This is a genomic window from Cupriavidus pauculus (assembly GCF_022179805.1).
GTDB lineage: Bacteria > Pseudomonadota > Gammaproteobacteria > Burkholderiales > Burkholderiaceae > Cupriavidus > Cupriavidus pauculus_E.
In genome coordinates this window covers 34,879-57,895 of the sequence record NZ_BPUO01000023.1, presented here as the reverse complement: position 1 = coordinate 57,895, position 23,017 = coordinate 34,879, and the positions used below count along the sequence as shown (strand labels likewise).

Here is a 23,017-nt window from a genome sequence, read left to right as displayed (position 1 = left end):
CCGCTACGTGCCAGAACGCACAGAAGTGCCCAGGCTCTTTTTCTTTGGTCTGGAATACTAGAGAGGATGCCCTGTTGCGGCCCGCAGGCAACGGCTGTGGGTCGCAAATACGCATCCCCTCGAGGGTGCGGGTGCCAGACTTGGGCGACATCGCTCCGGGCATGCAGGGGTCCGCATTGGGGGCTGACTGCCGACGTTTGCATCTACACTTCAATGTGTTGAAGTCTCCCGTGTCAGATGCGCGCTCAGCCAAGCGTAGGTGGCGGCGCCAGAATGTAGCGTAAGAAGCGCATCGCGCTGGTGGTAAACAGGAACGCAACGTCATGAACCGGCTCTTCGCGCTGACTGCGGTGTGTGGGTTGCTGCAAGCCTGCGTATCGACCGGTGTAGAAATCCAGCAGGCTGACCTGGACAGCTTTATCGTTGGGTTCTCGACCCAGGACGATGTGGTCGCGCAAATGGGCAGTCCCACGTCCGAGATCAAACTCAGCAGCGGCGCGACAATCCTCCTCTACGCGTACGCTTCCTCCCAGACGCATCCCGAGAGCTTCCTCCCAATCATTGGGCCGCTATTCGCTGGCGGAAAAATTCGGTCGTCAACGGCGCTGTTCGAATTTGACGGGAACGGGGTCCTGCGTAGTCTGCGCAGAGCGACCTCGAGCGGCGCGTCTGGCCTTACCGTGCTGCCGCCGTAGCGCCGGAGTGGCGATTGCCTGCGGATCTTGTGCGCTTGTGCACTTGCGCCAATGGCACGGGCGCCGGATTACCGCGCTCATCGCTCCAGAAAACCGCGCAGTTTGTCGGCGCGACTGGGATGCTGCAACTTGCGCATCGCTTTGCTCTCGATCTGGCGGATGCGCTCTCGGGTCACGTCGAATTGCTTGCCCACCTCTTCGAGCGTGTAATCCGCATTCACATCGAGGCCAAATCGCATCCGAAGGACCTTCGCCTCGCGAGGGGATAGGCCGTCCAGCGCTTCTTCGATGGCCGCACGTAGATTGCCTCGGAGAGCGGCCTCATGGGGCGAACTCGCGGACTTATCTTCAATCATGTCACCAAGCGTTGTGTCGCCCTCTTCGCCCACCGGCGTTTCCAGCGAGATAGGCTGCTGCGCGACCCTGAGGATGTCACGAACTTTCTGCTCGGAAATTTCCAAACGCTCGGCCAGCGCAGCAGGGTCCGGCTCCTGGCCCGTTTGCTGGCGCATCTCGCGCGAAATCCGATTGAGCTTGTTGATCGTCTCCATCAGGTGGACCGGCACCCGAATGGTACGCGCCTGATCGGCAAGCGCACGCGTGACGGCCTGTCGCACCCACCACGTGGCATAGGTTGAGAACTTCCAGCCACGGCGGTACTCGAACTTGTCCACCGCCCGCATCAGACCGATATTGCCTTCCTGGATCAAATCCAGAAGATGCATACCGCGGTTGATGTATTTCTTGGCGATCGAGATGACCAGCCGAAGATTGGCTTCGGTCATCTCGCGCTTGGCCTGCCGCATGGTCCTCTCGGCGGCAGTCATCTGACGGTTGATCTGCTTGAGTTGCTGCAATGGCAGTGCAACCCGCGTCTCGATCTCGATGAGTCGCTGTTGGCCAGCCTGGATAGCCGGTAGATGACGCTCGAGCGCCGCGCCGAATTGTTCCGAAGTCGCCGCCATACGGCTTGTCCAGGCAAGGTCCGTCTCATAGCCCGGGAAGGCCTGGATAAATGCCTCGCGCGGCATGCCACAGCGTTCGACCGCAATCTCCAGAATGCTGCGCTCGATCGTCTGCACCTCTGTCACCTGTTCATGCACGCCGGCACACAGCCGATCGATGGTCTTGGCCGTAAATCGGACCGGCGCGAGCTCGCGCCGGATGGCCTCACGGATCTTGGCGAAGGCCGCCACGCGGGTCTTTCCGGTCACCGGCGCGTCGGGCAGCTGTTCGAACAAGGCGCGGACGCGCGCAAAGATTGCAAAGGCTTCAGCCGTCAGTTGTTCGAGACGCGCGGCCTCGGCTTTGTCCGATCCAACCTGAGCGTCGTCATCATCTGTCGAGGGGTCCCCGTCAGGATCCGCTTCGATATCCGTTTCATCGGCGACTTGCGCCGTATCATCCGACTCCACTTCGTCGATGTCGCTGCTGACGCCGTCCACCAACTCATCGATGCTGATGTCCCCGGCGACAATGCGATCCACATCGGCCAGAATCGCGGACACGACGGCCGGGCAGGTGGCGATGGCCTGAATCATGTCCTGCAGTCCGCTTTCGATGCGTTTGGCGATCTCGATTTCACTTGCGCGGGTGAGCAGTCCACGGGCACCCATTTCTCGCATGTACATGCGCACCGGGTCTGTGGTTCGGCCGAACTCGGAATCGACCGTCGACAGCGTCGCTTCGGCTTCTTCATCTGTCTGCTCATCGGATGCCGCAGACGTGGCGTCCGCGAGCAGGAGGTCTTGCGCGTCGGGCGCCTGTTCGTGCACCGTCACCCCCATGTCGCCAAACGTACTGACGATGGTGTCCATCGCAGCGGTCTGGGTGACATTGTCAGGTAGATGATCGTTAAGGTCGGCATGGGTAAGATACCCGCGCTCCCGACCCAGAGCGATCAGTGCACGCATCTGGCGGTGACGCTCTTCGTCCCGGCACGCCTTGGGCGCAGCGTCTAGCGGCATTTCAATCGAGAGGGACCTGCCTGCGGGCTTCGCGCGAGCAGTCTTTGCGGTGGCCAAGGTCTTACGGGAAGCCGAGGCGTCACGAACCGGATTTGGCAATACTTTCTCCTGGGCGGATGGCCGATAAACGTTAAGCGGGTGCCCGGACGAGTGTCCGTACGGTCGCCGATCACCCGGTATGCTCCCGCGGAGCAGGCGGAGGCGCCTTGCGGGCTGGCAGATGAATGTCTGGCCCGCTGCCACGTCGTCTTACTCGACGACCACCGCCGTGAGCGACGGTTGAAGGAAATGCAAGGCGCGTCGTCTGCGGGTCATGTCCTGTCCGAAGGGCAGGCGAGTGTCTGTCGTGAAGGACACAGATTACCAATGCGTCGCCACTCCGTGGCGAGCGAATGCTGGCAAACATTGAACGGGATTCGCGCCGAACACGCCGATGGACATTTGGCTATCGAATTGGGCGGCAAATCTGCTCTCGGCCCACCGAGACCGACAAGGCGCGAGGATCCCGGCCATGATCTTCCAAAGGATGGCCGCGCGAGCAATCCATGCCATTCGCGCGCCGGCTGCTACGGCGGCATTGATCTCATCCATGAGACATGCGTGTCCGACCAGGACGATCGGCACATGAAGGAAAGTGGCGGCACGCGGCGCTTGCAAACGCACGATGTTCCGCGTTGCATGCTTCTGACCGCTGCGCAAAACGCCCAAGTTGTGCATGCTTGTGTCCCGACAGTGGAAAGCTACCCCGCTAGGAATAGCATTCGCCTGAACAGCGGTCTTCGGTGACGGCGTCGAAAACGCTGTTGCGGCAGACTTCGCAGACCAAGCCGGCATCTTGCGTAGTGATGGCCACATTGCGTTGCGCTTCCCGGTGACAACAGGGACTGGTCCATTTGGTTTTCTGGCGCTGCTGTCGCGCGAACGCGCCGGGCAGGCGGGCACCGTCCTAAAGGTGGGTCATTGCAACAGGACAATAATGGTGCCAGCCCGTGTCCCTGTCGACGGGAGCTTCGCCGGCCGTCTGGGCACCTCAGTGGCAGCGCGCTAAGCCACGCACCTAACGCATCAAGGCAGACCTGGTGCTGCAACGCTGCTTGCCATTTGAGGCGCCTTGCCCTCTTGTGCAGTTGTCAGAATTGCACTCAACTAGGCCGCAACAGTTGCCGCCGCCTGAGATCTTGTATGTTCGGACTCGGCATGCCAAGCGCTTGGTGGCCAGCGTGACCGTGTCCTATCCAAAGGATGAGCTTCGCAGGGACGGCGAACAATCGGGTGGGCAGTGCGTGGGCCCCTGTGCGTAGATACAGCTTCATCTGCACAATGCCATGGTCGAGCGGGCTGATGGTGTGGCAATGGTACACCGCACAAGGCCCCGGCACACCCTTCCGGAGGGGCCGGAAGTAACCTGGATTCAGCCTGTATTGCTCGAATAGCTTTAGCGCTGGCCAATAGGTCGGGTCGTAGCGAACGGCTACGGTATAGAGATCCAGCATAGGCGGGCTGATGTTTCAATGACGAGCCGCTTCTCCGCGGCTAGGGATGCGATGCGGAACGAAGCGCATACAACCGCTGCAGGTGCATATTGACTTGCTCCTCAAATCCGTTCCGGACGTCCCGGCTACTCGGAAAAGCGAGCATCTCTTCCGTGATCCTTTCGGATTCGGCGGCGTAAGCCGTCTTGAGCGCTTCACGCTCCGGCGCGGAAAGCGTCCGAAGCAGGGCGTAGGTCAAGACATTTTGGGCAAGTAGCATGCCGCGAAGTTTGTCCAGCGTAGCAGGATGGGTCATGAGAGCGAAATTGGATGATCAAGCTTTTGCGATCTTCTTGGTTGACCCGGCCTCTCGCGGTTGATCTTCCGCAAATCGACCCCGCTTAGCGCGGCCTTCTTTCTGCCGCGTGTTACTTGTAGCAATTTTCTGGCGCGCGAACTAGTACCTGATCGAAAGCGCGCAAATCGAAGCAGACACCAGCGTGTTACGCCCACTCTTCCTGTGACACGAGCTCAGCCAAGACGATGCCGTCCCGGTCCATCTCGTGGAGCTTCTGATAGCGGCAAGGGCAGGGCACCCCATCCTGGGGCTGCTCTCCATCTAGCCTTCACGTTGCAAAATGCGTTTCCATGGATGAGGAGCGCCCATCAGTTCATTCAGGACGGGCACGCCCAACCCTGCGCTAACGACACATGGAGTGCTGCCAGGCTTCACTAGCAAGATAATGGTCAGCAATGACTTCAGGGGCCGTCTGTGACGACGCTGAGGCATCACCAGCAGAATCCGTGTGCTTGCCGCTACGTTCCTGAGCGGACTGCACTTTCGCATGCATGCCGATAGGGTGCTGCCTCTTAAGCACAGGGGCGAAGCCACCGAACGTTTGAGGTAACGCAATGTTCGAAAAGGTCGACTCGCTGGTCTGTTCCGTTCTAGACCTCTGACGCTTAGCATTGTCCTTGTTGCCAGCGTTGCACTACGCATGCACTGGACATCTGGCGTCTCAGGAGAGTTCGTATAAGTATGGGAACCAAGATGCAGTACCACATCTATCGATCAGGCTCGCTTTGCGGCAAGCTGGAAGCTGAGAACGATGTCGTGGCAGAGTCCGTTATGCGACGACTCTATGGACCTGCGAAGTGGCTTCAATGCGTGCGCAGCGATGCGGCTCCCGACGAGCACGAACAAGTGAGACTTCGAAGCGAAGCGCTGGCCTCTCTCTACAGCGCCGGCATCGGAACCGGCGGTTTGATTGTGCAAAGGGAAGCCGTTGGACTGAGAGTTGCTTCGCACATACTCGATCATTTCCGTCGCGCAGGGCCAGGATGGCACTGTCGCATCGAGAAGGCGTTGGCCGATCACGTCCGGCGAGCCGAGGCGAGTGTTTCTGGCGAGGAAAGCTAAATGCGGTCCGCGGCGACTGACATTCAAGCGGGGCGAAAGCGTTTGGAGCGGCTACGGATCTGTCATGCGTTCTTTGCTGCCGCCGCCGGATTTGGCGCCGTGATTGCGCTCAATACCGCATCGCAACACTCCGAGCATCAAGTCGTAACCGAGTACCTCGAAGGAACGGATGTCGGCGTCGATTCCAAAACACCTCCCAGTGAGCTGCCGCAGGATCAAAGCTTCGTGCATGTCTAATCGTCGGCGCTGGCGCAGTGCGTCAGTGCGATCGCCCGACTACAGGCGCCAGGAATGCGGAGCAATCTGTTTCGCACGCGGCAGATCTATGTAGACGGCAAGCATACTGCCGCTCTCATCGCCCATGTCCACATGGATGACGGCATGTTCGCTTCAGGGCCAGCGGCGTATGCTTGCAAGTTTGCACATGCGCATTCGGGTATCTGGACACTCACGGAAGTACGGCGGCTAAGGACAGATAGCAGGGACAGATAGCAGGGGCACATTGCGTCTGGGAGATCCGTTCCCAAGACCAATTGGATGGGCACGCGGCACCTTGTCGTAGTGGGAGTGAGACTAGGTGAAATCGCCTTTCTGGCGATCAGTGGGCTCACAGGACTTGAACAGGTCCACTCGGGCTCGCATGGCGGGGCGGTCCAGGATGGTGATAAAGCCCCTTGTGGCAGTGATCCATGACTTGCCCGCGAGCTCGGTCAAGGCACGGCCGATCGTCTGAAGCGACATCCCGAGAAGATTGGCGAGCGCCCAGCGGGTCATAGGGAGCCGAAACGCGTTCGCCGGCCTGCCATCGGTGGCGACGCGCTCTGACCAATCAAGAAGAAAGTCGGCCACCCGTTCCGTTGCATTCATACATCCGAACCGCATATGGGCGGTCTGTTCGCGCCGCAGATGTTCGGCGAGCATACGCATGTAGGGCCTTCCGAATTCAACGTCCCGACAGGCGATGTCAGCCAGTCCGTCGCCTTCAATATGGCAAACCGTCGCTTTCTCGAGGCAAATCACCTCTGTTTGATGCACACCCGACCACAGCGACTCAAGTCCAAATGTGTCTCCGGCGATGTGGATGCCCGTGACATGTGTGCGGCCATTGTTTGCCCTCAGTTGCTCTCGGACTGCACCCGAACGCAAGGAATAGATGCCTTGGGCGGCATCTCCGATACGGAAGAGAATTGCTCCCTTGTACAGAGTCTTGCGCTGCACGACAAGTTTGTTCAGCTTGATCAACGTATCCCAGCTAGCGGACTGTATGAAGCAGGTCAACGAGTGTTTGCAAGTCGGGCAAAAATTTTCGTTCAACATGAGTCAAGGGCGGTTTGCGAAGCGTCGTCGCAATCGTTTCAAAGGATAGGAGGCTGCTGTGCGCAAAGCTGTCATCACACCGATAACTTCGTCAGGAGCAGTGACATCGATGGGCTTAGTGGGGCGCACGTCGGGTCACGGGGCGCCATCTTAGGTGCCCTCAATTTGGATGAGAATCGGACAAGTACGAAGATGACGCCCAAACAGGTAGTACACGTACGAAAGCGATCGCCAGATACATACGGAATGCGCTGTTGGTGTCTGTTGGCGTGGTTCAACGAGGTAGAGTGAACGCTGTAAGGCCCCGCTTCAAGCAATCCCTTTGATCTCCGGCAAAATGCCGAACGCGCCGAGCTTCATTCATTCGTCGTGCCGTGATAAAAGTAGGACGAGCCCTTCGGCTCCGAGGCGTTACGACAACTATCGGGTTGTGCGGAAGGAAAGCAAATGACAGGATATCCAGCCCTTATGCAATGTAAGGAGCGTGCGCCAGAGGCGCTGTCTGCTTGACGCTAACCACCGGCGGCATCATGCGTGCGTGCTGGCACTTCACAGAGACATCGCGGATGGCGACGCTAAGCAACTAGCGCGGTAGGTGTTGTCGACCGTCCGGTGGTGGTTCTGAGTTCTGCCCAAAGGTCGGATGGGCGCTGCGGGCATCGGACACGCACATGCTTTCTCAGTTTTCGAAGTTATCCGAGAGCGAGATCGTTTCATTTGGACAGTGTCCCATTCGCCGCCTGTGCGCGCACCCCATAGACTTAAGTTGCCGCCGCCATAACGAGGAAAAGTCGCTATGGAGGTGCGCGGCCTTAGTCCCGGTTAAGTGGAAGGAGGGAAATCCATGGAAAACGTTAACAAGCTTCTTTTCGCTTTCGCTTGCCTATCGAAAGCGGATGGCGACAGGTTCCTGAAGTCGTTGAACCGATACCTTTTTGCGTCGATTGCAGAAAGAAGATTGATGCTCGCACATTGGCGGCGCAACTGCGCGGAAAACGCCGCTCAGAAGACAGACGAGTAGTTTTCACAGCACTGGGTGACTGTAAGGGAATGATGTAATGGAGGTTTATCGTGTCAAGGTCGTCATTGCGGACGATCATCCCGCCGTGCTCGAAGGACTCCAGCATGCGCTCATTGCCGATACGATCCAAATCGTCGCCGGGGCGAGAAACTCGACGGAAGTGATCAAGGCCCTTGACGACAATGCCGTCGACGTACTTCTGACAGACTACGCGATGCCCGGCGGTGACTTCGGGGACGGCGTGCAACTACTCGACTTCGTGTCCAGGCGATATCCCGACGTGCAAGTCGTGGTCATGACGATGCTTGACAATGCCGCCGTTGTGAACAATCTACTCGCCATCGGCGTGCGCTGCATTCTTAGCAAGTCGGATGACATGAGCTTCCTGTTGCCTGCCATTCATATTGCCAGCGCGAAAGGGGAATATTTCTCGCCCATTGTGACGGACGTGATCAGGCGGTTCGAACATGGGCCGCCTGCCTTGAGTCAGAGAGCGGGACTTTCCAAACGGGAATGTGAGGTGGTCCGACTGTTTGCATCGGGCATGAGCGTGAGCCAGATCGCAGCTCATCTTCATCGTAGCAAACAGACGGTAAGTACCCAGAAGAGCAATGCCATGAGGCGCGTCGGCGTGTCCAACGATGCAGGACTCATCAGATACGCGATTACAACGGGGTTGGTTCCAGATGCGGCCTAGAGAGAAAGGCCCGCAGCTGAAAAGCGCTTACGAAGCGAATCAAGGTAGTCCTACGAGTCGGTGGCCCGGTATCGAACTTGATCGATTGTTGACAGATTGCGTAGTCCGTAAGCTTCCTGTGTGGTTTTTGGTGCATGGAACCACCGTTCACCGGGTTTTACGACTCCCCGGAACCCGGTATTCCCGCTCCCGGACTGTGCTTCCTTGGCAGTCCGGGCTTTTTTCGTTGGTCTCGCGTTTTATTTCTAGCTTGATAGCGCGGTAAAGCGGCGGAGGATCTCCGGCTTTGGTGACGTTTTTTACTACCCAGGTGGGTGTCTAACGCCTGGACGCAAATGCAGGCGCGGATCCTTGCGTTGGCCTTCTCCTGACTCTCGGCCGGATCGTGAAGAATAGGGAGATCGTAAAAAATGCGATTAACCGCCAAGCGCCTCTTCCAACTGCATAGCGGGCGTTTCCCCGCATCCGGCCAGCAAGCAGGGAGGGCAGATACATCCCCTACAATGGAAAAAGGGCGGCACAAGCCGCCCTTTCCTATAGCTATCCGAGCTTATGCCGTCGTCACGCTCGAAACTGCGGCGGACACGGAGTTTTGGGTTACTGCGGAAGGCTTGGCACGACGAGTCTTTGCGACGGGCTTCGCGACGCCTGCCTTGACAGGCGCCGTTGCCGGAGCCTTCACAACCTTTGCGGGCTTCGCCGCTTTGGCGACCTTAGAGACCTTAGCAACAGCGGTGCGCTTGGTGGCCTGTTGCGCCTTGCCAGCGGCCTTCGTTGCCGCGCCCTTCACAGGCTTTGCCTTGGCCGTCTTGGCTTTTGCTTTTGCAGCAGCAGCCTTCTGCTTGGCGGCCGCAATTTTTTCCTTAGCAGCTGCCTTTTCTGCGGCACGTGCGGCGCGCGTCGATTCCTTCAGCGCCTTCAGCTCGGCCACGGCCTTCACGATCGCCTTTTTTCCGGCGGCGACTTGCTTGACAAGGTCGGCACGCAGCTTGTCGAGTTGCTTCTGGGCAGCCTTCACTTCGCGCTCGAAGGCGCTCGCCTTCTTTGCCGGAGCTGCGGCTTTCTTCGGTGCACGTTTGACTGCGTTTGCTGCGAGTTTCTGGATGGCCATGCTGGCAATACTCCGTTGATTGATTTCGACGGAGGCGGAGTGTATCAGCGAACCGTTCGGGCGAATATGCGCGCACGGAAGATTTTCGCGCAACTTGCGCAAAAAAAAACCGCGCGGGCATGGTTATGGCGAGGCAATTATGCCGTGATAAGGAAGCGCTTCGGGTTCGCGCCAAGCCAGGCGGGGGCGCGCCCCCGGCCCGACCAGCTTTTTCCCGATTTCGGATCCTTGTATTTTGCCGGTAGTGGTTCTTTCGGTTCCAGCGTGGCGTCGGCCGGTTTGGGAGGGCGCCCGCGACCGCGCTTCGGTGCAAGATCTTCCACGCTCAAGCCGTAGTCCGCCATCAACGCGCGAATACGGTCGGTAACTTCCGAGACTTCCTGGGCTCTTAAGGCGGTGATCTTCTCATCGAGTGCAGCCTTCTCAGCCAAAAGTTGTTTGTATGTTGTCATGAACCACTCCTTGTTGAGCCAATGGAACGTTGATGCTAGCGCCGACGACATCGTTGTGCACATCGGAACATGACATTTGGCATGTACTTTCTGACTCTTCTTACTTGGCGTTCGCAGGATGGGGGCCTCTACGTGATTGCGCAATGCACGGATTTTTCTGAAGCCATGCTAGTCGGCGCTTCTCGTCCGATTAGAAGGTAGCCGTCTCAAACTTTCCGTTTGGAGAACAGAGGTCCCGGCAGGCATTGGCAACTCGCGAAAGGCAAATATCTGGTCGCAGAATGGTGCGTGAGGATGGCCTACGATCCGCACCCATCGAATATGCCGCAGGCGGCCGCAGGGATCAAAAAGCGCATGTGTGGAAGAGGTCGGCGGCACGAGGACATGATCCAGCGCGCCGTAAGCCGGAAGCGCTTGAAAAGGGACGAAGCGCGTAGCGCGCTCGGGCCGTCCCCCTACGCGCGATGAGCCGTGATTTTGGCCGCGCACCGACATCCGGGTGCAAGTCTGTGTCGATGATGCATGCTACCTTTTTGCATCTCAGTAGGTCCGCGAGTCGCGCCCCACTTTTGATGGCAAACATGGATGTCAGCTTCCAGGTGCCAACACGGTGCCCTCCACTACGGCCCGTCGTCCGCCTTGGTCAGACAGATGATATTTGGAGCGAGGGCGACGACGGCCACTGTCCAATCTGCCGCAGTATTTCCTGCGGTGCCCAGACCCCGGGGTTTCCTAGCGAAATACGAGGACGGGAATCGTCGAATGGGTAAGCACCTTTTGGGTTTCGCTGCCTAGAATCAGTCCCGACAAACCGCTGCGACCGTGCGACGCCATGAAAATGACATCGCAACCCATCTCTTCGGCCGTCTGGATAATACCCAGATAGGGAGCATTCGCCGTGGAAATCATCCCGACGCACGGAACGCCCGCCAGCGAGGCGTTCGATTCGATCTTTGCAAGCTCGTCGCGCGCCCGCGCTTCCACCCTTGCTTTGAAGCTGTTCTGAGTCTCGTGGGAGGAATCAGAGCCTTGCGAGAACGGATACTTGTCAACGCAGATGTAAGGTGTGAGCTTCGCCGCCGTTTGACGGGCAAAGATGATGGCTGCAGGAATAGCCTTGCGGGAAAGTTCCGAGCCATCAATTGGCAGTAGGATGTGTTTGAACATTTGGCTTCTCCTCATAAGGAACTGGAAGGAATGGAATTCCGGCCTACCGCTTGCATCAACCTTGGCGTTTCAATATCGCATAGAGCTGATCCTTGAGCTGGAGCTTTTGCTTCTTCAGTGTCTCGATGTCGTCCCATGAGCCGGGGATCAACCCTGCTTCTTTGTTCTTGATTTCGTGATCGAGGTCGTTGTGGCGAGCAAAGAGCCGGGCGAAGTGAGCGTCTTCGGACTTGAGGCGGGATATTTGCGTACGAAATTCTGGGAACATGGTGGGTCTTGGGGCAGGTGCCGATGGAATCGGATGGATGCGTCTCTGAGGTCTTAAGTACATTCTGCGCATGGCCGACCGCTGACTTCTTGATGTGTGTCAGAAAAATCGACGTCGGGCATGTCGAGCATGGGTTGAAGACCGGACGGCTTCAGTCAGGCGAAGGCACTGCGTACTGCCCATCAAGGAGTAAGCGCGATACGCGTTGGGGATTGGCTGCGACGCTCGTACAAAGCAGGGGGGCGGCCGCCTGCCCTCCGCAGCCGCGCAATGACGACCTCTTCAAGAGCACCTGGCGTCCCGTGGATATGGGCAGAAACTCAACCGCTTCCGCGCTTACTCCGCGCACGGCAGACCAGTTAATGGGTGCTTTCCATGGCGTCGTGGTCCCATGAATAGCTCGCCGAGGCCTCCCACCGCCGCCAGGGTCAGCAAACCTTCGTGGGTCAGTCGTAAGGGGTTGTCCGCCGGTCGATCGGGATGGACCTCAATAAGACTACGGTTGAACAGTGCATTGACGTCCCGGGGATCTAACCCGGCGGGAGATCCTCGGGAGTCGAGTACCAGCAGCGCGGCAAACTCATGAGCGCTCAACATTAGCTGTCTCCACGCGGCATTCGGATGTTTGCCGCTGTTTCGTCAAAACATAGCCGGGGTACGGAGTGCACGCCCGGAGAAGTGCCATAGAATTGACGCATATCAACCGCTCAGTCGAGTAGCGTGTCTTGCAGGGCGCAGAAGTCCGCGTTGATATCTCTCATCAGGCTTGTGACGGGCCAATCTGCGCAGACGCCTCTTTCTTGGGAAGAGCGATAAGGGCGGTTGCTTGGCGACGGCCGCGAGAAGGTCACCCACAGGGTCGATAGCCTTCAGGAGTGGCGAAAGCGTTGAATTCGTAGAGCGGGTGTCAAGCCCGAAGGCCACGAGTGGAATCTCCGTTGCTGAGTTGCCTATGGAAGTTGCCGCTCGTGCCGGCCGATGACCTTCAATGCCGCTCTGACTCAGGGTTCGGGATCGACGCTGCTCTTGCCGTCTCGGTCATGGGACGACGAGGGCACGCGCAGCCGCCGCGTATCATCACGACGGAGTCCTTCCCGCGCCGTCGCCGTTTTTGACCATCTTTGCCGTCCCGCCTTTGTCTTGCCAAAGATCGCGCCATGGATGTGAGAGGTTTCGTCTTACCAGGCTTCTGGCGTACTAAGCAGTGCCTGGGAGAACGCCCTTGCCGTCGTTCCTGTCAGAATGGGGCATCATGATCTGGCCGAAAAGGGGTAGGTTGACACTTACTCTTGACGTATGTGGGCAGGCGGATATCCAGCTGTATTACCTACCGTGCGCCATGCGTCGAGCGCCAGGCTTATCGCGGGTTTCCAGTACGCGAGGTGTTATGCGGGGAATGCGACATGGCTGCTGTTGGCTATCATCAGTTTCTGCGCCTGACTTTCCCTCGACTGCCTTGTGTCAGGAGATGGAGCAACGACATAGCAAAGGACGAGGATGGCCGGCGACGCTACGATGGCACCAAGACTGCGCGGCGGTCCGCACGGCGAAGATTGAACAGGATAGAAGACGTGGCGCACTTGGCGCGACTGTGAACCGTGATGACGGAATTGAAAGCGACAACGGTAGCAAGAAAAGATGCAGCGAGTGAGCGGGCCAAGGCGATTCGTTGGATCCGGGCGCAGGTTGCCAAGTATGGGCTGACCCTGGAAGAGTTGGAGTCGGCGGCACGCGTTGCCCCGCCGACGGGAACTTCCCCACAGTTGGTTGGCAAACTCCGCCAGGATCGGGAGACTGACCGCACCTCGAAAGCGGTTCGGTCCGCAGTCCGCCAATCCTTCGGCAGGACATGGTGGGGCGAGCAATGGCTCAATGCCCTGACGGAGCTCGATTACGACAATCGTTTGCCGCGCGGACGTACTTACGCGAACAAAGGCGCCGTCAAGGATCTTGTCGTCACCGGCGGGACGATTCAAGCGCAGGTGCAGGGCTCCCGGCCACGCCCTTACCATGTGACGATCAAGGTGCCCCCGCTTTCCTCTCTTGATTCCACACGACTTCTGGACGCTGTTGCCGCAGAGCCGACACTGATCGCCCGGATGCTCAACCGGGAACTGGATCCTTCCGTGCTGGACCATGCCCGCAAGCTTGGGATTTCCATCTTTCCTACCCGGTGGAAAGACCTTGAAATGCAATGCTCGTGCCCCGATTGGGCCGTGCCCTGCAAGCATCTGGCTGCGGCGATCTATCTCCTGAGCCGGGAGATTGACGGCAATCCGTTCTTGGTGTTTGCGTTGCGCGGTATCGACCTGGCGCAGGCGCTCACGTCGCGAGACATCCACCTGGCACCGCCCGCTGGAACGGTCCTGCCCACATTGGCCGAATCGCTGTCAACTACGTCAGATGCACTGGTTGATCCGGGCGATCTCGCGGCACTCGCGGAACTGGATTTTTCCGAGATTGCAGATTTGTCTGGGCCGCTGCTACAGTTGCTGCCAGCGCGCCCCACGTTCTTTCCCAACGGAGATTTTCGAGAAACGTTGCAGCGTGCGCTGAAACGGGTAAGCACGGCAGCGCGCCAAATGATGGTGGCCGGCGCTAGTGTCGTCGAGGCCCAGCGCTTCGTGTTTTCAAGTGATGATCGGCCGACTATTGCGCTAGACGCACGGCTGCAGCCGACCGTGGTGGGCGCGGAAGAAGTCAACAGCATCGAGGCGCTCGAAGCCGCGCTGGCTCGAGTAGAAGCGAGTACTCTGCCAGAGATGCAGCATGAGGTTGCTGCAATGTATCAGGTTCGGCTGATGGCGCTGCAACTGCTCGCGCGTGGAGCGGTGGTGCCTCAGATTCTATCGGACGAAGCCGGTGCGGTCTCGGTACGCTGGATTCCCACAAAGCTCGACGGTGCAGTGACGAGCGTCCTACAACACCTCACCGCGTCGCTGCCATCGGGACTGGTCAGAGTCGGAACAGGACGGAAACGCACGGTGCTTGCGCGCGAGTCCCAGGCGGTATTCCTATGCTCCATTTTTCTGGATCACTTCATTCACGCTTGGTCAAACGGCGCCAGCGAAAAGCCCCACGGCGATAAGACGCTTGCCTTGTTCTTTCGGACAGGGCAAGCGCGCTACGACGGTCCTGGGGAAGGGGAGATAGCCGCTGGCATTCACACCTGGTTATCGCGATACCATCTGGCGCAACAGGACTATGCTCCGGTGCTCTGTCTCGAAGAGGTGAAAGGGGGCCGCTTTGGACTGACACTTGCTATTGAGCAACGACCCACTGCGCCGCGCGAGCCTGTGCCGTTGGCTGTGATCCTGACCGATGGGTCATGGTCAAAGGCGCGGTTTGGGATTTTGCAGACCGTCTCGCTCTTGGCGGAGTTCTACTCACCCTTGCTTGCCTATGTCAGGGCCGGAGCCCACGCTCCCATCCGAATTACGGTGAGCGAGTTGCCAGCCTTGCTATTTGACGCGCTGCCAGCCATCCGTCTACTCGGGATTCGGGCATTGTTGCCGAAGGCCCTCGACCGCTTGCTGCGCCCCCGTCTTTCCATGCAGATCGAGGGTAAGTCGACTGATACTGCGGGATATTTTGACGCCGACGATGTGTTTGCCTTCGACTGGAAAGTGGCCATCGGCGACCATCTACTCACGCGCGCAGAGTTCGAAGCGTTGGTGAAGGACGCCTCAGGTCTTGTGCGCTTCAAGGGATCATATGTCTATCTGGAATCCGAGGAGATCGAGCGCCTGCGTGCCCAATTGGTCAAGCCCTCGGTGCCATCGGGCGCCGAGCTGTTGCATGTGGCCCTTGCTGGCGAATTCGCCGGCACGCCAGTGGGTCTGGATGCCCGCGCTCGCGCCATTCTTCAGGATTTAGTGAAGGCAGACACGGTGCCGTTGCCTCGTCGAATCAATGCCACCTTACGCCCATACCAGCAACGAGGCTATGCGTGGCTCTACCGCAATGCGCGAGTTGGCTTAGGCAGCGTGATCGCCGATGACATGGGGCTGGGCAAGACACTGCAGGTCATTGCCACGCTGCAAAAACTCAAGGAGGACGGGGCGCTCGAGGACGCCAAAGTCCTTGTCATCATGCCAACCAGTTTGCTGACCAATTGGCAGAAGGAAATTGAACGCTTCGCTCCAGAGCTGACCGTAGGCGTATTCCATGGCAGCAAGCGTGAACTCACGATACTGAGGCCTGATGTCCTGCTGACGACCTATGGCATCTCGCGCACGGCCGCTGCATCGCTACAGGCGCTGACATGGCGCATCATCGTCGTGGATGAGGCTCAGAACATCAAGAACCCGGCTGCTGCCCAGACCAAGGCCGTGAAGGCGTTCAATGCTGGTAGCTTTATTGCTATGAGCGGGACGCCTGTGGAGAACCGTCTGTCCGAATACTGGAGCATCCTGGACTTTGCCAACCGGGGCTATCTGGGAAACCTCAGGCAATTCGTGCAGGAATATGCCACGCCAATCCAGTTTCAACACGATCAGCATGTCGTACAGCGCTTCAAGCGTGTCACGGCACCCTTTATGATGCGCCGCCTGAAGAGCGACAAAGCCATCATTGGTGACCTGCCTGACAAGATCGAACAGGACCAATACTGCTCACTTACCAAGGCGCAAAGCGCGTTGTATCAATCTGTCGTGCAGGAGGGATTGCGCACCATCTCGGGAGAAGCCGATTCGTTCAGGCGCCAGGGACTAGTGCTCCAGTTGATGCTGGCATTGAAGCAGATCTGTAACCATCCGGCGCAGTACCTGAAAGGCGGTGACATCGATCCCATAGCATCCGGCAAAGCGATGCGCTTTCTTGAGCTTGTCGATGACATTCACGCGAGCCATGAAAAGGTGCTGGTGTTCACCCAGTTTCGGGAGATGGGCAATCTGCTTTGCGCTTGGCTGAGGCAGCGGTATGGCCGTGAGCCGCTCTTTTTGCATGGCGGTGTTGCAAGAACCAGACGAGATGCGATGGTGGAGCGATTCCAGAACGACCGTACTGAACGCGTTCTCGTCCTGTCGCTCAAAGCTGGCGGCACAGGCCTGAATCTGACGGCAGCCTCCAACGTCATTCACTATGATCTATGGTGGAATCCGGCCGTGGAAGCGCAGGCAACGGACAGAGCCTATCGTATCGGCCAACAGCGTAATGTGCAGGTCCACCGATTCCTTTGCCGCGCCACGTTTGAAGAGCGCATCAACGACATGATCCGGTTCAAGCGGGAACTGGCCGACTTGACGGTCGGTACGGGGGAGCAATGGATTGGCAATCTCAGCGCGGCAGAACTCGAATCGCTGTTCGCACTAGGCGAGCGCCAGAAGGAAAGTCCGTGACCAGGACACCTGCGCTCCCATCGATCGACGACAGACATTATTTCCACGTCTGGTGACAGATTTTCGAGTTCGTCTGAGGGTTCCGCAGAGGCGCCACCGTGCTTTTGGCGGCGCCTGTCGTGAGCCGTGGCGGATGGCGGCTTACGACCCTTCTGGGTCATCGGGCTGCCATGCCGCCAATGGCAGGAAGCTGTGCGAATAAAGTCGTTCAGATCCAAACCTATGCTCATTTCCGTGTCATTGGCCCCGTAGTGGATCGGCGGAAGGCAAGCAAGACCATCTGGTTACTTATAGTGCGTTCCAGATCTAAGTTTACCTAGCATCTGATGTGCGTAACCCTGTACATGAGGTGAAGACATAGCATTTAGACTCATACAAAATCACCAATCCACGTCAATGTAATCGATATTTGATCGGACGAAATGAATCTTGCGCAATCACCAAAATTTCTCCGTTTCACCTGCCTTGCAGGGCACGCAACTCGCACCATAACGAGTTACAACTCTCAAGTGATTAAAAACTTGTTCGGAGCCTTTCTGCTAGCGGCGCTGGTGATATTTCCGATGGTTCACGCGCAAAATGTGGAAAATTTGACGTGCGAAGACGTTCCATTCGGAAAAATAATCCAAGCAAAATACCAATCTGGCTCTTACACTACACTCGCATACTACGCGGGAGGCTACGTCGGTTTCGTCGGAATTCCTCCGGGACCTCCGTCTAGTTCTGTACCCCAAAATTACGTGCACCTTAGTACGCTGCAGTACTGCCCCCTCCCGACGGGCTATTCTTACCACGTCGGCATATATGTGCCTCCGGGGTCTTGGATTTCAGTGCAAGGCAACACATCGAACTATGCGGGCACTCAAATCCCGATGAATCAACTGGACGAACGAAGCTGCGAAGTTGGCAATCCATGCTCCGTAGGGGCTGGATTGAAGCGACAGATCGAAATCGACTTTGATGGTATGTTGCCGCAAACATTGCAGTTCAAACGTTCCTATCGATCGAGCTACCTTGTAGGACCAACCGAGGGGTTCGGCTCGCTCTGGATGCACCAGTGGCAGCGTCGGCTCGACCTGTCGAAGTACTACGGTGCAACTCCCAGCCTCGCAGCACTTCGACCGGACGGAGCATCATTTATCTTTTCATTTAGCAATGGCATCTGGAACTCTATAGATCGCCGAGGATATGAGATTGCGGCAGTTGCAGATGCGGGTGGAGGTGTTAGGCAAGGCTTCCGACTTACGGATCGCTATCTAGACCTCATCGAAGATTACGATGCGAATGGTCGCCTCATTCTTGTTAAGGATCGACAAGGCTCAGTCTCTTCACTCACGTACAGCAATGTGGGCACACCAACTACGGTGGCACCCAACGCAAACTTGCTTGTCGAGATCCGCAACCAGTTTGGTCAGACGATCCGCTTTACATACAATGCGCAGGGCTTCATAAACTCGGCGACGATGCCTGACGGGACCGTTGTTCAGTATGCGTACAATAGCAATGGCATGCTGACTTCAGTCAACTATCCTGATGGTACACAGCGCAAGTACCACTACGAAAACAACCAATACCGGTGGGCGCTAACAGGCGTTACTGACGAAAAGGGCGTCCGCTTCGCGACCTACGGCTACGATTCGCTTGGCCGCGCCGCCAGTACCGAGCACGCCGGGGGTGTCGACAAGTTCCAGCTCAGCTTCCTCGGCAACGGCCAGACGTCTGTGACGACAGCGGACGGCAGCAGCCGGACCTTCACCTCGGAACTACAGGGGAAGGTGCTGCGTCCGACTGGTGCTTCCGCACCCTGTCCGGCCTGCTGGGACATTGCCAAGGCGGTGACCTACGATGCGGCGGGCAATGTCGCGAGTCGGAGGGATTTTGCGGACAAGGAAACGCGCTACAGCTACGACGCACTTGGCCGCGAAACTCAGCGCATCGAGGGCTACGGTACGCCCGACGCGAAGACCACGACTACCGAGTGGCATCCGACGTGGAATCTGCCGCTGAAAGCGGCCGCGCCAGGCCGCGTGGAGTACTTTAGCTATGACGCCAAAGGCCAGATCGTTGGTTTTGCCTGGTTTCCAACCAATGACAGTAGTGGTAGCCAAGGAACTACCGCAGCGCCCTCAGGAGTCGTCACCAGCGCTGGGTGGACCTACGATGCCAATGGCCTAGTCGCCGCGACGGTCGAGAAGGAGGGTGATGTCGTCACGGGGCAGTGGACGTACACCTATGACGATGCGGGGAAGCTGCAAACTCTCACCAACGGTGCTGGCAATATAGGAAGAATCGTTCAGTACGATGCTGCAGGGCGTGTGCTGGAAGCGATTAACACGGACGGACAACGGGTACGATACCAGTACGATGCCCGCGGCAACCCTATCCTCTATGAGAAGGATGGGGTGACAGTCACATTTGAATACGATGCAGCCGGGTTCCTCACCGCGACGAAGGGTCCGGGAGACTACTATCTCGGATATCAGTACGATGCCGCCCATCGAGTAGTTGGCATGCTGGTTCCTTCCGAAACGGTAAGCCCTGCTGGCGCCACTAGCCGGATCTCCGCGAGTGCTTCGGCTATGAATGACGAAAGTGCGGCGGGAACTTTAGAGCAGTTATGGTCGTGGCTTAAGATCTGGCTGACTTCATGGATCTCTGAGGCGCGTGCGCAGGCTGCGTCGGTCTTGGTGCCGGTAACAGGTGCATCAAGTCATCTGCAGCCGCCGGTGCGGTCAACGCGCATGCCTGCAGACGATTTGGAGGAAGCCTCCGGCCAACGCCAAGCACCGCGAATTGGCATACTATCGATTATCCTACCTGACGGGTCGAGTTGGAGCTCGTCATCATCCGGACAAGCTGGATGTGACAACGAGTGTGCGGCGTTACAAGCCAAGATATCCGAGTTGGTTACAGACCTTCGATTGCGGTACTTGAATCTGACGATCGACAAGCTCAACCTGTTCTGTGTGAATCCTATCGGAAAATTTTCGTGGGTTGGTCACTTGGAGAAATATGGAAACAAGCAACGCGAGTTGGCGAAAGCGATCGCAAGGGCAAAGTCAAAGGGATGTTCATATCGCAGTGACGCTGATTACTTCGCTTCTTTGCCTCCGCCTGCTTGTCCCGTGCAATGAGTAAATGCCGATGATGAAACCAAGCCTTAATGACATCTCCGACGCATGGTTTGCGTTTCACCGCGCCCACGATGAGATTGGAGACTATGCGCACCGAACCGACGCCGGCGAAGAGTTCTTCTGGGTGATTGAGTATCTCGGAGAAACCGCTCGGCACGAGCCTCAAGCGTGCTGGGATGCGATTTCCTTGATTTGGTCTCGGACTGACAAAAGCGATATGGCGAGACTTGCGAGTTTGGCCGCTGGCCCTCTCGAGGATCTGCTTGCATCCCACGGCAAGGAAGTTCTTCCATGGGTAGAACAACTTTGTCGTAGTGAGCCAGCATTTAAAGTGCTGCTCCAGGGCGTGTGGCAGAACGCGATCCCATCAGATGTATGGGAAAGGATCAACGAACTGAGGAACTCCTGAAGCGATGCATAGCTGCGCGTCCCCGAGACCTGATATTTGCGTAAGCCGTGGTCGAAGCGCATGGGTCATCATCAGAAATACACAATGAGACGCCGGATATACTGCGGCTGACGCTCGACGGTAGCTTTGGGAGCGCGCGTCCTGACGAAAAGGGTTGTGTCAAGGTCAGTTCGTGACTGGAAAAGAGACGCTCGCGAGGCAAATAGCAATGGCCGCAAATGGCCGATGCCAGGCGTCCGGGTGTCGTCAGACTCAATCTGTTACGTTCAACGATCCGACCGTTCGACGACGACCTCGCTGACCTGGACCACCGGCGCGATGTCGGTGTAGTTGGTAATGTCGCCCAGGATCTCGGCGGCATGCGCCTGCATGGCGGCCTGGTAGCCTTCGGCCGAATCACAAATGAACGCACACATCGCCACGAAGGCGGGCGGTGCACCTGGCGCTCTTCCGGCCAGGCCCTTTTCGACGGTGTAGTAGGCGCAGGCACTGCCCAGCCTCGCCTTCACCATCGGCATGTGCCGGTCGCGGTAGTAGGCGTGGTCGAAGCGCGCGCCTTTGGTGTACGGGTACATCACGGTGACCTTGATCATGGAGTTCTCCTTACTTTGCACTGACTGAGATTTCCGACTGTAGAACGCCGCTCATGCATGGCGAGCGGTTCAATGGCTGGCTCGTGTTCGGGTCGCGTGCGTACTCTTGTGGTGTAACGGTAAGTCGAAGAGAAGCGGGCGATACTCGGCGAGAGCATATCTCAAGGGCAGTTACTGGCCGAACTGTGTCTGATGAGATGCTAATTCAATCCGTAGTGAGCTGTTGCTCGAGCTTGAAATCCGCGCTCAGCGAGACATTCGTGGTCTCACGCTCCGGCGTAAAAGTGAGCCTCTTGTCCGTCCTCATTAATCTGGACGCCGAATGGTGGCGGTGCGACGGCGATGCACAGAAGGTGCTGGCCTGCCGGAAGTGCCCTCGCTTAGAATCCTGCATCCAAGTTACACCGATAGCCCGACACCATGCCTGTAGCCCGCCTGACGCAATCTCCCGCGAAGGCCATGCGGACTGCCGCCTTAGCCGCCACGTTATTCGCCCTGGGCGCATGCACCGCGCGGCCTTTTCAGCCGAACCCCCCGGCGTACACGATGTGGGAAAAAAAGGGGGTGAACGAAGATGGCGTGCGCGCGGCCATGCGTGATTGCGGCTTTGCAAGCGCCACGAGCAATGACAGCGTCCACATGACTGGCAATGACTATGCCGGTGCCCAACTGTGCATGATCGACAACGGCTTCACATACAAAGGGCGGCGCATTGCCTGTACCGACTTTCCGGAACGGACAACGTGCGCACGGGTGCCGCGTGGCAAGACATTCGGGACCGATCCCGATTTTGATCCGTCCCGCGTGGCGAGCCCGCCCGCGCGGCCGCCTGCATATATGTACTGGACTCGCCCCGGAACGGATGTCGAAGGCGTCAAGAACGCCATGAAGGCCTGTGGCTACAACACGGTGATTGAGCCGACCGATTCGATGCTGCTCAACGACATTGCTGGCGCCCAATTGTGCATGATTGAGCAGCAGTTCAAGTACGCGCGGCAGGTCAACAGCCTGCTATGCAAGAACACGCCAGCGTTGCCCGCCTGCCACAACCGCCCCATCGATGCCGAGCGCTGTTGCGTTCGGCCGAAAGCCGCAGGTCAGCCATAATTCGCGCCGCGCTCATGGCGCCAGAGAGGACTCTCGGGCGTCGGAGGTGAGGGACGTCTTGTCGCCCTCACATTGGATTCGGCTCGAGGTCCCGCTTTGCAATGACGGTACCTGTCATATGAACAAGGATAGACCTAGCGGGATCGCCAATCTGCCCGCAGAGGGCGGTAGACGACCATCCCGGTCATTCCTCCCAACAGGGAGGCGAGTTCCGCGCTACGGTTCGATCTTCCTACTAGCAGACGAGGTGAATATATGAGTTCTACTAAGGACAATCAAGCGGGCGCCTGTGTTTATATTCTGCACCTGCTGTTGCAGCGGCTGGAATCTGATCGGCCCGGGATGCTGCTTGAGATGGCAGAAGGCATAGCGGCAGACCACGCAGCAGCATCCGTCACTGAGAGCGGGAAGAAGGCTGATGGCATCTTTTTAGAGGCGCTGCGGATGGTGAATCTGGCTCAAGCACAATTGCAGCACGTCAATCGAGCATGATCCAATCGATGGCCGCTAATGGCCCGCCGGGGAGAGTCCGAACGCCACCGCGGCCAAAGATCCCGGCGTCGACGGTCCGTGGCCGACCCTTCTCGGCCGTTTGGTGCGTCCCGAGCAAATGGCTGAAATTCTTCTGGGAGCGGTCATGGACAGATTTTTGATGCGCGCATTGCCGACCCCATGCTCCGCATTGTCGAGATCGCGACCGCCCTGGCCGCCGACCAATCGTTCAAGAACTATCCGATGAGCCCGATTGGCCGCAGTGGACATTTGGAACGCGCCCGATCGTCGTCGCCGGCTAGCCAAGCGGAAGTCTATCGGCGAGAGCCTGCTCGTGCTGATGTCCCCCCGCAGGG

Annotated in this window: 17 protein-coding genes; 8 read left to right on the top strand and 9 right to left on the bottom strand. The window is 58.0% G+C overall.

Annotation, left to right across the window (positions count from 1 at the left end; translation table 11 throughout):
* Positions 1-323: 323 nt before the first annotated feature.
* Entirely contained in the window at positions 324-695 is a 372-nt protein-coding gene (locus MFF62_RS29010; RefSeq protein WP_238267143.1) for a hypothetical protein, read from the top strand.
* Between the two features lie 77 nt (positions 696-772).
* Here the strand turns inward: MFF62_RS29010 and rpoD are convergent, their stop codons facing one another.
* Positions 773-2,608: an RNA polymerase sigma factor RpoD gene (gene rpoD / locus MFF62_RS29005; protein WP_238267142.1), complete on the bottom strand. Its 1,836-nt coding sequence runs from the start codon at positions 2,606-2,608 to the stop codon at positions 773-775.
* A 1,587-nt stretch (positions 2,609-4,195) separates the two neighbouring features.
* The gene (locus MFF62_RS29000) at positions 4,196-4,450 is read right to left on the bottom strand and encodes a hypothetical protein (protein WP_238267141.1); all 255 of its coding nucleotides are present in this window, start codon (positions 4,448-4,450) and stop codon (positions 4,196-4,198) included.
* Positions 4,451-5,173: 723 nt separating this feature from the next.
* Here MFF62_RS29000 and MFF62_RS28995 point away from each other — a divergent pair.
* On the top strand, positions 5,174-5,554 hold the full coding sequence (locus tag MFF62_RS28995; RefSeq protein WP_238267140.1) for a hypothetical protein: 381 nt from the start codon (positions 5,174-5,176) through the stop codon (positions 5,552-5,554).
* A 51-nt stretch (positions 5,555-5,605) separates the two neighbouring features.
* Here the strand turns inward: MFF62_RS28995 and MFF62_RS28990 are convergent, their stop codons facing one another.
* Both MFF62_RS28990 and MFF62_RS28985 read right to left on the bottom strand, forming a co-directional pair.
* The gene (locus tag MFF62_RS28990; RefSeq protein WP_238267139.1) at positions 5,606-5,785 is read right to left on the bottom strand and encodes a hypothetical protein; all 180 of its coding nucleotides are present in this window, start codon (positions 5,783-5,785) and stop codon (positions 5,606-5,608) included.
* Between the two features lie 342 nt (positions 5,786-6,127).
* Positions 6,128-6,796: a Crp/Fnr family transcriptional regulator gene (locus tag MFF62_RS28985; protein WP_238267138.1), complete on the bottom strand. Its 669-nt coding sequence runs from the start codon at positions 6,794-6,796 to the stop codon at positions 6,128-6,130.
* Between the two features lie 1,133 nt (positions 6,797-7,929).
* Between MFF62_RS28985 and MFF62_RS28980 the strand changes: the two genes are divergently transcribed.
* A complete protein-coding gene (locus MFF62_RS28980; protein WP_238267137.1) occupies positions 7,930-8,589 on the top strand; it encodes a response regulator in 660 nt (219 codons plus the stop codon).
* A 550-nt stretch (positions 8,590-9,139) separates the two neighbouring features.
* Here the strand turns inward: MFF62_RS28980 and MFF62_RS28975 are convergent.
* The 4 genes from MFF62_RS28975 to MFF62_RS28960 all read right to left on the bottom strand — a co-directional run bounded on the left by MFF62_RS28975 (position 9,140) and on the right by MFF62_RS28960 (position 11,587).
* Entirely contained in the window at positions 9,140-9,700 is a 561-nt protein-coding gene (locus tag MFF62_RS28975) for a hypothetical protein (RefSeq protein WP_238267136.1), read from the bottom strand.
* 137 nt (positions 9,701-9,837) lie between these two features.
* Complete coding sequence (locus MFF62_RS28970) at positions 9,838-10,152, bottom strand: H-NS histone family protein (RefSeq protein WP_238267134.1); 315 nt, start codon at positions 10,150-10,152, stop codon at positions 9,838-9,840.
* A 732-nt stretch (positions 10,153-10,884) separates the two neighbouring features.
* Positions 10,885-11,319, bottom strand: a complete 435-nt coding sequence (locus tag MFF62_RS28965; protein ID WP_238267132.1) for a universal stress protein — start codon at positions 11,317-11,319, stop codon at positions 10,885-10,887.
* A 55-nt stretch (positions 11,320-11,374) separates the two neighbouring features.
* On the bottom strand, positions 11,375-11,587 hold the full coding sequence (locus MFF62_RS28960; RefSeq protein ID WP_238267131.1) for an HP1242/YdcH family protein: 213 nt from the start codon (positions 11,585-11,587) through the stop codon (positions 11,375-11,377).
* Between the two features lie 1,601 nt (positions 11,588-13,188).
* Here MFF62_RS28960 and MFF62_RS28955 point away from each other — a divergent pair.
* From MFF62_RS28955 to MFF62_RS28945, 3 genes are all read left to right on the top strand, one after another.
* A complete protein-coding gene (locus MFF62_RS28955) occupies positions 13,189-16,926 on the top strand; it encodes an SNF2-related protein (RefSeq protein WP_238267130.1) in 3,738 nt (1,245 codons plus the stop codon).
* 872 nt (positions 16,927-17,798) lie between these two features.
* Entirely contained in the window at positions 17,799-20,060 is a 2,262-nt protein-coding gene (locus tag MFF62_RS28950) for a DUF6531 domain-containing protein (protein WP_238267123.1), read from the top strand.
* A gap of 4 nt (positions 20,061-20,064) precedes the next feature.
* Complete coding sequence (locus tag MFF62_RS28945) at positions 20,065-20,469, top strand: DUF6869 domain-containing protein (RefSeq protein ID WP_238267120.1); 405 nt, start codon at positions 20,065-20,067, stop codon at positions 20,467-20,469.
* Positions 20,470-20,735: 266 nt separating this feature from the next.
* Here the strand turns inward: MFF62_RS28945 and MFF62_RS28940 are convergent, their stop codons facing one another.
* Positions 20,736-21,062, bottom strand: coding sequence for an EthD family reductase (locus tag MFF62_RS28940; RefSeq protein WP_238267119.1), 327 nt, complete (start codon positions 21,060-21,062; stop codon positions 20,736-20,738).
* 459 nt (positions 21,063-21,521) lie between these two features.
* On the opposite strand from MFF62_RS28940, the gene MFF62_RS28935 reads away from it, so the two are divergent.
* Entirely contained in the window at positions 21,522-22,169 is a 648-nt protein-coding gene (locus MFF62_RS28935) for a hypothetical protein (protein WP_238267117.1), read from the top strand.
* Positions 22,170-22,424: 255 nt separating this feature from the next.
* Positions 22,425-22,661, top strand: coding sequence for a hypothetical protein (locus MFF62_RS28930; protein ID WP_238267115.1), 237 nt, complete (start codon positions 22,425-22,427; stop codon positions 22,659-22,661).
* Positions 22,662-23,017 lie beyond the last annotated feature (356 nt).

Excerpts from the sequence above, each read along its gene's own strand:
- MFF62_RS29010 (WP_238267143.1), top strand. The coding sequence starts at position 324 with ATGAACCGGCTCTTCGCGCTGACTGCGGTGTGTGGGTTGCTGCAAGCC.
- rpoD (WP_238267142.1), bottom strand. The coding sequence starts at position 2,608 with ATGCGTGCACTGATCGCTCTGGGTCGGGAGCGCGGGTATCTTACCCAT.
- MFF62_RS29000 (WP_238267141.1), bottom strand. The coding sequence starts at position 4,450 with ATGACCCATCCTGCTACGCTGGACAAACTTCGCGGCATGCTACTTGCC.
- MFF62_RS28995 (WP_238267140.1), top strand. The coding sequence starts at position 5,174 with ATGGGAACCAAGATGCAGTACCACATCTATCGATCAGGCTCGCTTTGC.
- MFF62_RS28990 (WP_238267139.1), bottom strand. The coding sequence starts at position 5,785 with ATGCACGAAGCTTTGATCCTGCGGCAGCTCACTGGGAGGTGTTTTGGA.
- MFF62_RS28980 (WP_238267137.1), top strand. The coding sequence starts at position 7,930 with ATGGAGGTTTATCGTGTCAAGGTCGTCATTGCGGACGATCATCCCGCC.
- MFF62_RS28975 (WP_238267136.1), bottom strand. The coding sequence starts at position 9,700 with ATGGCCATCCAGAAACTCGCAGCAAACGCAGTCAAACGTGCACCGAAG.
- MFF62_RS28970 (WP_238267134.1), bottom strand. The coding sequence starts at position 10,152 with ATGACAACATACAAACAACTTTTGGCTGAGAAGGCTGCACTCGATGAG.
- MFF62_RS28965 (WP_238267132.1), bottom strand. The coding sequence starts at position 11,319 with ATGTTCAAACACATCCTACTGCCAATTGATGGCTCGGAACTTTCCCGC.
- MFF62_RS28960 (WP_238267131.1), bottom strand. The coding sequence starts at position 11,587 with ATGTTCCCAGAATTTCGTACGCAAATATCCCGCCTCAAGTCCGAAGAC.
- MFF62_RS28955 (WP_238267130.1), top strand. The coding sequence starts at position 13,189 with ATGACGGAATTGAAAGCGACAACGGTAGCAAGAAAAGATGCAGCGAGT.
- MFF62_RS28950 (WP_238267123.1), top strand. The coding sequence starts at position 17,799 with ATGAATCAACTGGACGAACGAAGCTGCGAAGTTGGCAATCCATGCTCC.
- MFF62_RS28945 (WP_238267120.1), top strand. The coding sequence starts at position 20,065 with ATGCCGATGATGAAACCAAGCCTTAATGACATCTCCGACGCATGGTTT.
- MFF62_RS28940 (WP_238267119.1), bottom strand. The coding sequence starts at position 21,062 with ATGATCAAGGTCACCGTGATGTACCCGTACACCAAAGGCGCGCGCTTC.
- MFF62_RS28935 (WP_238267117.1), top strand. The coding sequence starts at position 21,522 with ATGCGGACTGCCGCCTTAGCCGCCACGTTATTCGCCCTGGGCGCATGC.
- MFF62_RS28930 (WP_238267115.1), top strand. The coding sequence starts at position 22,425 with ATGAGTTCTACTAAGGACAATCAAGCGGGCGCCTGTGTTTATATTCTG.